This is a genomic window from Streptomyces millisiae, from assembly GCF_031845425.1.
Classification (GTDB): Bacteria; Actinomycetota; Actinomycetes; order Streptomycetales; family Streptomycetaceae; genus Streptomyces; species Streptomyces millisiae.
This window is the reverse complement of sequence record NZ_JAVREM010000110.1, coordinates 1-12493: the sequence shown is the minus strand read 5'-3', so window position 1 is coordinate 12493 and position 12493 is coordinate 1. Positions and strand designations below refer to the sequence as shown.

Genomic DNA, 12493 nt, shown 5'->3' with positions numbered 1-12493 from the left:
TTTTCGCGCTGCGCGCGGTGCACGGCCCGCAGGGCCGTGGGCCCGCGGCGGCTGCGCCGCCGGGCCACCCGGCCCGGGCCGCGCGACGACCCGCCCGGAGGGCGGGTGGGTGGGCGCGGCGCGGCCCGGCCGCAGGCCCGAGGCCGTGGGGTCAGATGTAGTCCTCCAGGCGGGCCAGGGCGAAGCCCTGGGCCGTGGCTGTTTCCACGACGCGGCGGATCATGTCCGGCATGGAGCCGCCCCACTCGGCCTCGCCGCGGAAGTGGGTGAGGATGATGTCGCCCGGGTGCAGCTTCTCGTCGCCGCGGCCCCAGGCGATGCGGTCGGGGAACGCCTCCTCGGCCCACAGCGGGACCACCTCGACGCCGCAGGAGGCCGCCGCCTTCAGCGTGTCGCGGTCGTACGCCCCGTACGGCGGGCGGAAGAGGGTGGGGCGCTCGCCGATCTCCTTCTCGAGCGTGTCCTGTTGGCGGCAGATCTCGGTGCGCTGCTCGGCGTAGGAGAGCTTCGGCATCTCGCGGTGGTTGACGGAGTGGTTCTGGATCCCGGAGCCGTCCCGGTGCGCCTCGCGGAAGTAGTCGTAGTCGTCGCGGGCCACGTAGTCGGAGAGGAAGCTGCTGTAGGGGATGTCGAGTTCCCGCATCATCTCCAGCAGTTTCGGGTCCTTCTCGGCGCCGTCGTCGATGGTCAGGAAGACGACCTTCTCGTCGGTCGGCACCTGGACGATCACCGGCGGCAGGCCCTTGCCGGTGATGTGGCCCGGTTCGCTGGTGAGTTCGGGTTTCTCGGCCGGTGGTGCGGGGGCCCGGAGGGGGACGCGGCGCAGGCCCCAGGTCTTGGCCGCCGCGATCCGACGCGTTTCGGCGCGCTCCAGGCGCTTGGCGTAGCCCGCCAGCGCGTCCGCCACGGTGCGCGCCTGCGCGGCGCGCTGCGGGCCGCCGAGGGCGAGTCCCGGTTCGCCGCCCGAGCCGGGGCCGTGCGGCGGGGGTGCCGGCGCGCCGTCGACGGTGGTGAGCAGCCGCCAGCCGTCCGGCTCGTTGGGCGGCGGCGGGATGGCGCCGGAGCAGGCGAGGGCGAGTATCGTCGCGCCGCCCAGCAGCCCGCAGCGTCGGGCCCGCCAGCGGAACCAGTTCGGTGGGCCGTGCCCCCCTCCCGGGACGATTTGTCTTACTTGTCCGATAATCTCCATGGTTCCGGATGGTGCCATCCGCCTCCCCGGGACCCCGGCAGCCCGATCCGTGGCGCCGGGGAGAATGACCCGTGTGGCCGCACCCTCCGCCGACCTCGGCGCCTTTCCCGACCTGCTCACCGGGCGGGGCCAGCGACTCCTCGACGAGTTGCGGGACCTCGACCCGGCCGACGAGCTGACCGCCGCCACCCGGCTGCGCCGGGACCACCCGGCCGAGCTGGTGTCGGCGGCCATCGGCCAGGCCCGGCTGCGGCAGCGCGCGGCCGCCAAGTTCGGCCCGGACGCGGAGCGGATGTACTTCACGCCGCACGGCGTGGAGCAGGCCACCCGCTCCCCCGTGGCCGCCTGGCGCGCCGCCCGCTTCGCCGCACTCGGCGCGCGGCGGATCGCCGACCTGTGCTGCGGCGTCGGCGGGGACGCCATCGCGCTCGCCCGCGCCGGCATCCAGGTGGTCGCCGTCGACCGGGACCCGCTGACCTGTGCCGTGGCGCGCGCCAACGTGGCGGCGCTGGGTCTCGCCGACCGCGTCGAGGTGCGGCAGGCCGCCGTGGCGGACGTGCCGCTCGACGGCTTCGACGCGCTCTTCGCCGACCCGGCGCGGCGCGGCGGGCGGGGTCGGGTCTTCGACCCGGAGGCGTACTCGCCGCCGCTCTCCTGGGCGCTGGCGGCCGCGCGCCGCGCGCCGCTGGCCGCGCTCAAGGTGGCGCCCGGCGTGCCGCACGAGGCCGTCCCCGAGGAGGCCACGGCCGAGTGGGTCTCGCACCGGGGCGAGGTCAAGGAGGCCGTGCTGTGGTTCGGCACCGGCGAACGGGAGCCGCGCCGCGCCACGCTGCTGCCCGGCGGCGACACGCTGGCCGGCCCGGGCACCCGCCGGGCGCCGGCGGGCGAGCCTGGCCGGTACCTCTACGAGCCGGACGGCGCGGCGATCCGCGCCCACCTGGTCGCCGAGGTCGCCGAGGCGATCGGCGGCCGGCTGCTCGACCCGGAGATCGCCTACGTCACGACGGACGCCCCCGCGGCCACCCCGTTCGCCACCGGCTACGAGCTCACCGACGTGCTGCCGTTCAACGTCAAGCGGCTGCGCGCGCTGCTGCGCGAGCGCGGCGTCGGCACGGTGACCGTCAAGAAGCGCGGCTCGCCGCTCACCCCGGAGGAGCTGGTCCGGCGCCTCAAGCCCCAGGGCCCGAACGCGGCGACCGTCTTCCTCACCCGCGTCGCCGGCGAGCCGGCGATGCTGCTCAGCCCCGGGCTGCTCAGTCCTCGACCGGCGTGAACCGCCAGCGGTGGACCGGTCGGTGCAGCAACCCGGCCGGCGGCTCCGGGAGTTCCACGAGCTGACCGGCGGGCCACCAGGTGATCACCAGCACCCGGTCCGGCTCGGCCGTGAACGTCTCGCGGCGCTCGGGGGCCGGATCGAGCGGCTGGTCGCGCACCCACGCCAGCAGTTCGGCGCCGCGCCCGGCGACCGCCCTGGCCTCCCACATCAGCGCGACGGCGGCCATCAGTGGTGGTGCCCGTGGTGAGCCGGGACATGGGGCTCGGTCACCGGCAGGGAGGAGTCGGCCGGCAGGTCGAGCGCCGAGGGCGTGCGCCCCCTGGCGAGCATCTCCGCGCCGAGCGCCGCCACCATCGCGCCGTTGTCCGTGCACAGGCCGGGCCTCGGCACCCGCAGCGTGATCCCGGCGTCGGCGCAGCGCTCCTCGGCCATGGCGCGCAGCCGCGAGTTGGCCGCCACCCCGCCGCCGATCATCAGGTGGTCCACGCCCTCGGACCTGCAGGCCCGGATCGCCTTCCTGGTCAGCACGTCGGTGACCGCCTCCTGGAACGAGGCGGCGACATCCGCGACCGGGACCTCCTCGCCCGCCGCCCGCCGGTTCTCGACCCAGCGGGCCACGGCCGTCTTGAGGCCCGAGAAGGAGAAGTCGAACGGCGCGTCGCGCGGGCCGGTGAGCCCGCGCGGGAAGCGCACCGCCTCCGGGTCGCCCTCGCGGGCCAGCCGGTCGATGACCGGGCCGCCGGGGAAGCCGAGCCCCAGCACCCGCGCCACCTTGTCGAACGCCTCGCCGGCCGCGTCGTCGATGGTGGCGCCGAGCGGCCGCACGTCCGTGGTGATGTCCGGGGCGAGCAGCAGCGAGGAGTGGCCGCCGGAGACCAGCAGGGCCATGGTCGGCTCGGGCAGCGGGCCGTGTTCGAGCTGGTCGACGCAGATGTGCGAGGCGAGGTGGTTGACGCCGTACAGCGGCTTGCCGAGCGCGTAGGCGTAGGCCTTGGCGGCCGAGACGCCGACCAGCAGCGCGCCGGCGAGCCCGGGGCCGGCCGTGACCGCGATCGCGTCCAGGTCGCGCGCCGCGACGCCGGCCTGGGTGAGCGCCCGCTCGATGGTCGGAACCATCGCCTCCAGGTGGGCGCGGCTAGCGATCTCGGGCACCACACCGCCGTAGCGCGCGTGGTCGTCGACGCTGGACGCGACGGCGTCGGCCAGCAGCGTGTGGCCGCGCACGACGCCGACCCCGGTCTCGTCGCAGGACGTCTCGATGCCGAGGACGAGCGGTTCGTCAGCCATCTTCTTCCTTCTTCTCCTCCGTCGGTTCGAGCTCGCGGCGCATCACCAGCGCGTCGTGGCCGCCCGGCTGGTAGTAGCCGCGCCGCACGCCGACCGGCGCGAAGCCGAACCCGGTGTAGAGCCGCTGCGCGCGCTCGTTGTCGACGCGGACCTCGAGCAGCACCTCGCGGCAGCCGAAGCCGGCGGCGGCGTCGAGCAGTTCGGACAGCAGCCGGGCGCCGAGCCCGGTGCCCTGGTGGTCCTCGGTGACGCCGATGGTCATCACGTCACCCGTCTCGCCGGAGACGCCGAGCCCGCCGTAGCCGACGAGACGGCCGTCGGGCCCCTCGGCCACCACGTACCGGCGGCTGGGGCGCGGGCCGCGGGCGCCGGCCAGCTCGGACCAGAACATCTCGGCCGACCAGGCGTCCTCAGGGAACAGCTCGGCCTCGAGGCCCAGCACCGGCTCGATGTCCCACCAGCGCATCTCGCGCAGCACGACCTGCCCGACGCGGCTCGCCGTCAACGGGTGACCGCCTTGTAGCCGGTGGGCACCCTGGCGTCCGGGCGGCGCAGATAGGCCGGCCGCGGCTCCGCCAGCTCCTCGCCGGCCGCCAGCCGCTCGGCGGCCAGCGCGGCCAGCGCGGCGGCCGAGGCGTGGCGCGGCAGGTCCTCGCGGTGGCCGGGGAACGCCTCCGGGTAGAGCAGCGCGCCGGCGCCGACCGCCGGCAGGCCGGCGACGGCCCCGGCGATCTCGGCAGGGCGGTCGACGGCGGGGCCTTCCAGGCGGGTCCCGGCGTCCGCGTAGCGGGCCCAGTAGACCTCCTTGCGGCGGGCGTCGGTCGCGACCACGAACGGCTCGGTCAGGCCGGCCGCGTAGGCGATGGAGTCCAGCGAGCCGAGGCCGTGCACCGGGATGCCGGCGGCCGAGCCGAGCGCGGCGGCGGTGGCCAGGCCGACCCGCAGCCCCGTGTAGGGGCCGGGTCCGGTGCCGACGACCAGCGCGGTGACGTCCGCGAGCCGGCGGCCGGCCGTGGCCAGCACCCGGTCGACGGCGGGCAGCAGGAGCTCGCCGTGGCGACGCGGGTCGACCTCCTCGGCGGTGGCCAGGGCACGCTCGCCGTCGTGCAGGGCGACGGTGACGGCAGGGGTCGCGGTGTCCAGGGCGAGCAGCAGCACCCGGCAAGCCTACGACCCGCCGAGCGCCCCTCCGTCTCCTGGTAGCGTCGGGCCCGGACTCTTCGATCCACTCGTCCCTGCGCGAAAGGCAGCAGACCGTGGCGCGCCACACCTCAAGCTCCGGTTCCGGTGTCTTCGTCTCCGTGCTGACCGTTGCCGCGCTCGGCGTCGTGGCGTTCTTCGCCTACCAGGCGTCGGCGGCGGACGAGCGGCCGCCGCGGTCCTCCGAGCAGGTGGAGGAGTCCCCCGCGCCCGAGGACGAGGCCGACGGTGCCGAGGACGGCGGCGCGGGCGCCGAGGCCGAGGAGCCGCCGCTGCCGGCCGAGTCGGGCACCGGCAAGCGCGTGGTCTACGCGCTGGGGCAGCAGCGGGTCTGGCTCGTGGACCTCGCGCAGGACGGCACGGGCGAGGTGGTGCTCGACACCTTCCCCGTCTACCCGAGCTCGGTCAGCCCGGAGCCCGGCGAGTACGCGGTCACCTCGCGCAGCCCCAACGGCACCGGTTCGGACGGGGTGGCGATCGAGCACACGGTGATCTTCCACTCCGCGGACGACGTGGTCTTCGGCTTCTCGGCGGCGATCGACGGCTCGACGCCCGACCCCGAGGCGGCCCAGCGCACCGGCGCGGTCCGGCAGTCGCGGGAGGACGGCGCCGCGATGTGGGAGTTCGCCACCGAGAACGTCACGGTGGTCGTCGTTCCCTAACGGGCCAGCTGTTCGAGGCCCGCCTCGTGCCAGCGGTCGCCGACGCCGGTCAGCGACACGTGACGGGTGTCGTCCTCGGCGCTCGCGCCCCGGTGGATGACGACGTGCAGCCGCTCCTCCGACAGCTCCTCGACCCGGCCCTCGCCCCACTCGACCACCACCACCGACTCCGGCAGCGCCACGTCGAGGTCCAGGTCCTCCATCTCGTCGAGGCCGCCGGCCAGCCGGTAGGCGTCCACGTGCACCAGCGGTGGGCCGCCGGCCAGCGACGGGTGGACCCGGGCGATGACGAAGGTGGGCGAGGTGACGTCGCCACGCACGCCGAGCCCCTCGCCGATGCCCCGGGTCAGCGTCGTCTTGCCGGCGCCCAGCTCCCCGGTGAGCAGCACGAGGTCGCCGGGGCGCAGCAGCGCGGCGAGCCGCCGGCCGAGCTCACGCATCCGGTCGGCGTCGGGGACGGTCAGCGCGACGGGGGCGTCAGACAGCTGGTTCATGGGGATGGATGCTACGCGCGAGCAGCCTGGCCAGGGCGTCGTTGACCACCAGGGGCGCCTCCAGAAGCACCAGATGCCCCGTCTCGGGCACCAGCAGCAGCTCGGCGGCCGGCAGCTCCTCGGCGATGCGCTCGCTGTGCGCGGCCGGGGTCATCTCGTCCCGCTCGCCGGCCAGCACCAGCACGGGCAGGTCGTTCTCCAGGCCGCGCAGCACGCCGAGCGCGGCCATCTTGTCGTGCACGTGGAAGGCCGGGTAGAACTCGGCGACCACGTCCATCGGCACGGCCTCGATCAGCCGCTCGGCGAACCGGGCGACGGCCGGGTCGATGCTCCTCGGCTCGCCGAAGGAGAGCCGCCGGAACACGCCGGAGTAGAGGTCGCCGACGGCCCGCCGGCCGCGCTCGACCAGCTCGGGCCGGGCGCCGATCACCCGCAGCATGCCGGGCATCGCCTTGCGGACGAGGCCGATGACGGGGGCGGGGAAGCCGTAGGTGACGTCGCTGAGGCCGCCGGCCGAGGTGCCGACGAGGGCGATGCCGGTGACCCGCTCGGCGACGTACTCGGGGTACTGCTCGGCGAACGCCATCACCGTCATGCCGCCCATGGAGTGGCCGACGAGAACGACGGGGCCCTCGGGCACGGCGGCGTCGAGCACGGCCTTCAGGTCGCGGCCGAGCTGGTCGATGCTGACGTCCTCGACGCGCTCGACCTGGGACCTGCCGCGCTCGGAGCGGCCGTGGCTGCGCTGGTCCCAGTAGACCGCGCGGTAGTGGCCGCGCAGCGCGGCGCGCTGGAAGTGCCAGACGTCCTGGGCGAGGCAGTAGCCGTGGCTGAAGACGACGGTGGGGCGGCGGCGCACGGCCTCGGGGCGGCGCAGCAGCTTGGCGAGCCGGCCGCGCGGCGACGCCGGCTCGGCGACCGTCGCCGGCGGCTCCAGCGCGGGGTGCTCGTCGCGCTCGTCGATCTCGTAGTAGAGCTCGGTGCCGTCCTCCGCGAAGGCGGTGCCGGGGGTGCCGCGCAGGGTGCCGAACGGGCCGGTCGCGTCCAGTTCGAGGCGGGCCTGGCGGCGCAGGTTGCGCTGCACGCTGAGCCGCTCGATGGCCACGGTGGTGGCCACCGTGGTGGCCACGGCGCCGAGGGCCACCCCGGCTATCCCGGCGCGGCGGGCCCAACTCATGACGGCGCCGCCGCCGGCTCTGACGACTCCCCGTGGTAGACGCGGGGGACGCGGTGTCCGATGCGGGTGACGATCTCGTAGCCGATGGTGCCGGTGGCCCTGGCCCAGTCCTCGACGGTGGGCTCGCCGTGGTCGCCGGGGCCGAACAGCAGGGCCTCGTCGCCGGCCTCGGCCGAGTCGCCGCCGAGGTCGACGACGAACTGGTCCATGGCGACGGTGCCGGCGACGGTGCGCCACTTGCCGGCGACCAGCACGGGACCGGTTCCCGAGGCGTGGCGGGGGATGCCGTCGGCGTATCCGGCGGGCACCAGCGCCAGCGTGGTCTCGCCGGGGGTGGTGTACCGGTGGCCGTAGGAGACGCCGTGGCCGCCGGGGACCCGCTTGACGCCGGCCAGCCAGGCGCGCAGCGTCATCACGGGGCGCAGCCCGAAGTCCTCCGGGGTGCCGATCTCGGGGGACGGGGAGACGCCGTAGAGCGCGACGCCGACGCGCACCAGGTCGTAGTGGGTGCCCGGCAGGGTGAGGGTGGCGGGCGAGTTCGCCAGGTGGCGGACCTCGGGGCGGAGGCCGGCGCGGTCGGCGGTGGCCAGGGCCTCCTCGAAGACCTTCCGCTGGGCGGCGATCGACGGGTCGCCCGGCTCGTCGGCCCTGGCCAGGTGGGACCAGACGCCGGCGACCACGACCGTGCCCTCGGCCTCGGCGGCGCGGGCGGCGGCGGCGAGGTCGGCCCAGTCGGCGGGCGGGCAGCCGTTGCGGCCGAGGCCGGTGTCGGCCTTGAGGTGAATCCTGGCGGGGCGGCCGGCGGCCCGGGCGGCGGCGACGACCTCGGCCAACGCCCAGCGGGCGCTGACAGAGACGTCGATGTCGGCCTCGACGGCGCGCCGCCAGGGCCCGCCCGGCACCCACAGCCAGCACAGCAGCCGCCCGGTGTCGCCGGCCGCGCGCAGCGCCAGCGCCTCCTCGGGCGTCGCGACGCCGAGCCAGGCGGCGCCCGCCGCCCGGGCGGCCCTCGCGCACGGCACCAGACCGTGCCCGTAGGCGTCGGCCTTGACCACGGCCATCAACTGGGCGCCACCGATGAGGCGCTCGTGCAGCGCACGCACGTTGGAGCGCAGCGCGGCGAGATCGATGTCGGCGCGCAGTCGCCAGGTTTCGGGCAGGACCTGATCGTTCATTGCCCACCAGTGTCGCAGGAACCCCGGATTTCGCCGCCCTGACCGCCGGAAAGCGCCGCGACGGGCGGGCCGCCGTGGGGGGTTCTGTGCGCCACGGCGGCCGGTACGGGCCAGACTGGTGCCATGAGGACGGCCTATCGCGTGGAGACGGTGCGGACCGCCGAGCGGGCGCTGATGGCACGGCTGCCCGAGGGCACCCTGATGGCGCGGGCCGCCGCCGGCCTCGCGGCGGCCTGTGCCGACCTGCTGCGGGGCGGCCGCTCCCGCCGCGTGGTGCTGCTGGTGGGCAGCGGCGACAACGGCGGCGACGCCCTCTACGCGGGCGCCCGCCTGGCCCGCCGGGGCGCCGGGGTGACCGCCGTGCTGCTCTCCCCCGACCGCGCGCACCCCGGCGGCCTGGCCGCGCTGCGCGCCGCCGGCGGCCGCGTCGCCGCGCCGGACGAGGCCGCCGCCGCCCTGGCCCGCGCCGACCTGGTGGTGGACGGCATCACGGGCATCGGCGGCCGGGGCGGGCTGCGCCCGGAGGCCGCCGAGCTGGCCCGCCTGGTGCACGCCGCCGGCACCCCGGTGGTCGCGGTCGACCTGCCGAGCGGCGTCGACCCCGACACCGGCGAGGTGCGTGGCGAGGCCGTGCGGGCCGCGCTCACCGTCACCTTCGGCACGCACAAGCCGGGGCTGCTGGTCGATCCGGCCGCCGAGCACGCGGGCGAGGTGCGGCTCGTCGACATCGGCCTCGGGCCCGAGCTGCCGGCCACGCCCGACCTGACGGCCCTGGAGCCGGCCGACGTGGCCGCGCTGCTGCCCCGCCCCACCGGCGAGAGCGACAAGTACCGGCGCGGCGTGATCGGGATCGCGGCCGGCTCGCCCCGCTACCCGGGCGCGGCCGTGCTGGCGGTCGGCGGCGCGCTGCACGGCGGCGCGGGCGCGGTCCGCTACGCGGGCCCCGCCGACGCGGCCGTGATCGCGCGCTACCCCGAGACGCTGGTCTCCACCGGCCTCCCGCACCAGGCCGGCCGGGTACAGGCCTGGGTGGTCGGCCCCGGCATCGGCGACGACCCGCAGGCCCGCGAGCGGGTGGCGGACGTGCTGGACGCCGACGTGCCGGTGCTGGTGGACGCGGACGGGCTGCGCGGCCTCGACCCGGACCGGATCCGCGCCCGCACCGCGCCGACCGTCCTCACCCCGCACGCCGGCGAGGCGGCGGCGCTGCTCGGCACCGCGCGCGACCGGGTGGAGGCCGCCCGGCTGACCGCCGTCCGTGAGCTCGCCGAACGGTTCGGTGCCGTGGCCCTGCTCAAGGGCTCCACCACCCTGGTCGCCGATCCGGCCGGCGGGCCCGTGCGCGTCAACCCCACCGGCACCCCCTGGCTGGCCACGGCCGGCAGCGGGGACGTGCTGTCCGGCCTGATCGGTGCCCTCCTCGCGACGGGCCTCACCCCCCTGGACGCCGCCTCGACCGGCGCCTACCTGCACGGCCTCGCCGGCTCCCACGCCCCCACGCCCCCCTCGGCCTCCACCGTCACCGAGGCCCTGCCGGCGGTCTGGCGCGCGCTCCTCGACCACCGGACGCCCTGACGGCATGACGCCCTGACACCTGACGGCGAGTCAGCCTGACGGGCCCGCCCCCTCGCTCCCCGCCGAGGCGGCCGCTGGAACCATCGGTCGATCGCTCACCCCCATCACTCCCCCCGTCTCCCCGCTCTCCGCACTCTCCCACCCGATCACTTACCGTGACATCATCCTGCCCCAACCCACACGCTCCGTACATACCCGGCCGGGGCAGTTCACCCGATCCGGTGAACAGGCGCCGAGCGGAACCCCCTACCCCTCCGCGATCACCACCGCCGTCGCCACGCCCGCGTCGTGGCTGAGCGACACGTGCCACGCCCGCACCCCCAACTCCGCCGCCCGCGCCGCGACCGAACCACGCACCGCGAGGCTGGGCCGGCCCGACGCGTCCTGCCGCACCTCGGCGTCCGTCCACGCCAGCCCGCCGGGCGCCCCCAGCGCCTTGGCCACCGCCTCCTTCGCCGCGAACCGCGCCGCGAGCGACGCCACCCCCCGCCGCTCGCCACCCGGCAACCACAGCTCGGCCTCGACGAACAGCCGCCCCACCAGCGCCGGCGTCCGCTCAAGCGACCGCTCGAACCGCCCCACGTCCGCCACGTCGATCCCCACGCCCACGATCACGCCCGCACCACCCCGCCGTCCACGTCCGTGACCTCGCACCGCACCTCGTCGAACTCCCGCCGCGCCAGCACCACCCGCACCTGCTCCGGCTCCCCACCCGGCAGCCGCACCACGTCCCGCACCGCCTCGCCGCCGAACGCCACCTCGTCGGAGGCCAGGAACGACTCCCCCTCCCCCACGCCCACCACCAGCGGCACCCCCCGGTGCGCGCCCACCAGCGCGTCCGGCTCGTCCGCGTGCACCGCGAGCAGCGCGTACCCGCCACGCAGCGAGCGGCACACCTGCCGCATCGCCTCACTCAGATCCCCGCACGACGAGAACGACTCGGCCAGCAGGTGCGCCACCACCTCGGTCTCCGTCCCGGACCCCAACCGGTGCCCGCGCGCCGCGAGTTCGTCCCGCAGCTCGGCGTGGTTGTCGACCTGGCCGTCGCACACCACCGCCACCCGCCCCGCGTTGTCCAACTGCGGCTGCGCGCCGCCGGCGACCCCGCCGTACCCCACGCCGCACGCCCCGGCCGGCAGCGGCCGACGCGCCAGCTCGGCCCGCAGCTCGCCCAACCGGCCCTCGCTCCGCGCCGTGGCCAAACCCCCGTCCGCCAGCACCGCCACCCCGGACGAACCGTGGCCTGGCCGCTCCAGCCGGCCGAGCCCGGCGAGCAGCACATCGAGAGCGGACTGGACCCCTGCGTAACCGACGATGCCGCGCATGCGGGCAGGGTAGCCCGGCCCGCACAATGCTCGCGTGGTCACCTCGCTCCAACCCGGCTCGCACACCTCGCCCCCGACCCCCTACGTCGACCTCGGCCGCGCCGAATGGCGCGCGCTGCGCGACCGCACGCCCCTGCCGTTGACGGCCGCCGAGGTCGAGGGGGTACGGGGACTCGGCGACGTCATCGACCTCGACGAGGTCAGGGAGATCTACCTGCCGCTCTCCCGGCTGCTCAACCTCCACGTCGGCGCGACGGAGGGGCTGCGCGGCGCGCTCTCCACCTTCCTCGGCGGCCCGCAGCCGACCACGCCCTTCGTGCTGGCCATCGCCGGCAGCGTGGCGGTCGGCAAGTCGACCGTCGCCCGCCTGCTGCGGACGCTGCTGGCGCGCTGGCCGGAGCACCCCCGGGTGGAGCTCGTCACCACCGACGGCTTCCTCTACCCCAACGCCGAGCTCGAACGGCGCGGTCTGATGGCCCGCAAAGGCTTCCCCGAGTCGTACGACCGCCGCGCGCTCACGCGCTTCGTCGCCGCCGTCAAGGCGGGTCAGGCTGAGGTCAGCGCGCCGGTGTACTCGCACCACGTCTACGACATCGTGCCGGGCGAACGGCTGACGGTGCGCCGCCCCGACATCCTGATCGTCGAGGGCCTCAACGTCCTCCAGCCCGCGCCGCCGGGGCGCCTGGGCCTGGCGGACTACTTCGACTTCTCGCTGTACGTCGACGCCAGGACGGCGGACATCAGGGAGTGGTACCTGGAGCGCTTCCGCGCGCTGCGGGCGACGGCGTTCCGCGACCCGGCCTCGTACTTCAGCCGCTACGCGGCGGTGCCGGAGGAGACGGCGCTCCGCTACGCGGAGGACAACTGGCGCCGCATCAACGAGCCGAACCTCGTCGAGAACATCGCGCCGACGCGGGGGCGGGCGACGCTGATCCTCCAGAAGGACCACACGCACGCGGTACGGAGGGTTCGGTTGCGCAAGCTCTAGCCTCCGGCGGTCGGACCGCGGGGCGCCTGGGCCTGGCGGACTACTTCGACTTCTCGCTGTACGTCGACGCCAGAACGGCGGACATCAGGGAGTGGTACCTGGAGCGCTTCCGCGCGCTGCGGGCGACGGCGTTCCGCGACCCGGC

13 protein-coding genes and 2 pseudogenes are annotated in these 12493 nt (G+C 76.0%); 5 read left to right on the top strand and 10 right to left on the bottom strand.

All coding sequences use genetic code 11. The features are described from left to right. Positions 1–151 precede the first annotated feature (151 nt). Positions 152–1189 (bottom strand): polysaccharide deacetylase family protein, encoded by a 1038-nt coding sequence (locus RNC47_RS34645; RefSeq protein ID WP_311604674.1) that lies wholly within the window; start codon positions 1187–1189, stop codon positions 152–154. Between the two features lie 64 nt (positions 1190–1253). Here RNC47_RS34645 and RNC47_RS34640 point away from each other — a divergent pair, with 64 nt between their 5' ends. Continuing rightward, the gene (locus RNC47_RS34640; RefSeq protein WP_311604673.1) at positions 1254–2462 is read left to right on the top strand and encodes a class I SAM-dependent methyltransferase; all 1209 of its coding nucleotides are present in this window, start codon (positions 1254–1256) and stop codon (positions 2460–2462) included. On the opposite strand, the gene RNC47_RS34635 is transcribed toward RNC47_RS34640, so the two are convergent. The 4 genes from RNC47_RS34635 to tsaB are packed head-to-tail and all read right to left on the bottom strand — an operon-like array spanning position 2443 to position 4910. Beyond that, entirely contained in the window at positions 2443–2691 is a 249-nt protein-coding gene (locus RNC47_RS34635) for a hypothetical protein (protein WP_311604671.1), read from the bottom strand. The two genes, RNC47_RS34640 and RNC47_RS34635, sit on opposite strands and share 20 nt — an antisense overlap. Then, complete coding sequence (gene tsaD, locus RNC47_RS34630; protein ID WP_311604669.1) at positions 2691–3752, bottom strand: tRNA (adenosine(37)-N6)-threonylcarbamoyltransferase complex transferase subunit TsaD; 1062 nt, start codon at positions 3750–3752, stop codon at positions 2691–2693. The genes RNC47_RS34635 and tsaD overlap by 1 nt, the downstream gene beginning before the upstream one ends. Beyond that, positions 3745–4218 carry a ribosomal protein S18-alanine N-acetyltransferase gene (rimI, locus tag RNC47_RS34625; protein ID WP_311604676.1) on the bottom strand — a complete coding sequence of 158 codons (474 nt, stop codon included), beginning with the start codon at positions 4216–4218 and terminating at the stop codon, positions 3745–3747. Before rimI ends, tsaD begins: the two co-directional genes overlap by 8 nt. 35 nt (positions 4219–4253) lie before the next feature. Continuing rightward, positions 4254–4910, bottom strand: coding sequence for a tRNA (adenosine(37)-N6)-threonylcarbamoyltransferase complex dimerization subunit type 1 TsaB (tsaB, locus tag RNC47_RS34620; RefSeq protein ID WP_311604667.1), 657 nt, complete (start codon positions 4908–4910; stop codon positions 4254–4256). Between the two features lie 143 nt (positions 4911–5053). On the opposite strand from tsaB, the gene RNC47_RS34615 reads away from it, so the two are divergent. Further along, entirely contained in the window at positions 5054–5614 is a 561-nt protein-coding gene (locus RNC47_RS34615; protein WP_311604664.1) for a hypothetical protein, read from the top strand. Here RNC47_RS34615 and tsaE read toward each other — a convergent pair. The 3 genes from tsaE to alr are packed head-to-tail and all read right to left on the bottom strand — an operon-like array spanning position 5611 to position 8460. Further along, positions 5611–6108, bottom strand: coding sequence for a tRNA (adenosine(37)-N6)-threonylcarbamoyltransferase complex ATPase subunit type 1 TsaE (tsaE, locus tag RNC47_RS34610; protein ID WP_311604662.1), 498 nt, complete (start codon positions 6106–6108; stop codon positions 5611–5613). The two genes, RNC47_RS34615 and tsaE, sit on opposite strands and share 4 nt — an antisense overlap. Further along, positions 6092–7285, bottom strand: a complete 1194-nt coding sequence (locus RNC47_RS34605; protein WP_311604661.1) for an alpha/beta fold hydrolase — start codon at positions 7283–7285, stop codon at positions 6092–6094. The genes tsaE and RNC47_RS34605 overlap by 17 nt, the downstream gene beginning before the upstream one ends. After that, positions 7282–8460, bottom strand: a complete 1179-nt coding sequence (gene alr, locus RNC47_RS34600; RefSeq protein ID WP_311604659.1) for an alanine racemase — start codon at positions 8458–8460, stop codon at positions 7282–7284. Before alr ends, RNC47_RS34605 begins: the two co-directional genes overlap by 4 nt. Positions 8461–8583: 123 nt before the next feature. Here alr and RNC47_RS34595 point away from each other — a divergent pair, with 123 nt between their 5' ends. Beyond that, complete coding sequence (locus RNC47_RS34595; RefSeq protein WP_311604657.1) at positions 8584–10035, top strand: NAD(P)H-hydrate dehydratase; 1452 nt, start codon at positions 8584–8586, stop codon at positions 10033–10035. A 246-nt stretch (positions 10036–10281) separates the two neighbouring features. Here the strand turns inward: RNC47_RS34595 and RNC47_RS34590 are convergent, their stop codons facing one another. Both RNC47_RS34590 and RNC47_RS34585 read right to left on the bottom strand, forming a co-directional pair. Further along, positions 10282–10650 (bottom strand): holo-ACP synthase, encoded by a 369-nt coding sequence (locus tag RNC47_RS34590; RefSeq protein WP_311604656.1) that lies wholly within the window; start codon positions 10648–10650, stop codon positions 10282–10284. Positions 10651–10664: 14 nt separating this feature from the next. Continuing rightward, a pseudogene (locus RNC47_RS34585) lies at positions 10665–11360 on the bottom strand (hypothetical protein); the annotation flags it as partial. 34 nt (positions 11361–11394) lie between these two features. On the opposite strand from RNC47_RS34585, the gene coaA reads away from it, so the two are divergent. Together coaA and RNC47_RS34575 are read left to right on the top strand one after the other, a co-directional pair. Next, on the top strand, positions 11395–12348 hold the full coding sequence (coaA, locus tag RNC47_RS34580; protein WP_311604654.1) for a type I pantothenate kinase: 954 nt from the start codon (positions 11395–11397) through the stop codon (positions 12346–12348). An 8-nt stretch (positions 12349–12356) separates the two neighbouring features. Further along, a pseudogene (locus tag RNC47_RS34575) lies at positions 12357–12493 on the top strand (type I pantothenate kinase); the annotation flags it as partial.

What these genes read in the sequence shown, in the direction of transcription:
- RNC47_RS34605 (WP_311604661.1), bottom strand. Translation starts at nt 7,285, where the DNA reads ATGAGTTGGGCCCGCCGCGCCGGGATAGCCGGGGTGGCCCTCGGCGCC.
- RNC47_RS34635 (WP_311604671.1), bottom strand. Translation starts at nt 2,691, where the DNA reads ATGGCCGCCGTCGCGCTGATGTGGGAGGCCAGGGCGGTCGCCGGGCGC.
- RNC47_RS34640 (WP_311604673.1), top strand. Translation starts at nt 1,254, where the DNA reads ATGACCCGTGTGGCCGCACCCTCCGCCGACCTCGGCGCCTTTCCCGAC.
- rimI (WP_311604676.1), bottom strand. Translation starts at nt 4,218, where the DNA reads ATGCGCTGGTGGGACATCGAGCCGGTGCTGGGCCTCGAGGCCGAGCTG.
- RNC47_RS34595 (WP_311604657.1), top strand. Translation starts at nt 8,584, where the DNA reads ATGAGGACGGCCTATCGCGTGGAGACGGTGCGGACCGCCGAGCGGGCG.
- tsaE (WP_311604662.1), bottom strand. Translation starts at nt 6,108, where the DNA reads ATGAACCAGCTGTCTGACGCCCCCGTCGCGCTGACCGTCCCCGACGCC.
- RNC47_RS34645 (WP_311604674.1), bottom strand. Translation starts at nt 1,189, where the DNA reads ATGGAGATTATCGGACAAGTAAGACAAATCGTCCCGGGAGGGGGGCAC.
- tsaD (WP_311604669.1), bottom strand. Translation starts at nt 3,752, where the DNA reads ATGGCTGACGAACCGCTCGTCCTCGGCATCGAGACGTCCTGCGACGAG.
- alr (WP_311604659.1), bottom strand. Translation starts at nt 8,460, where the DNA reads ATGAACGATCAGGTCCTGCCCGAAACCTGGCGACTGCGCGCCGACATC.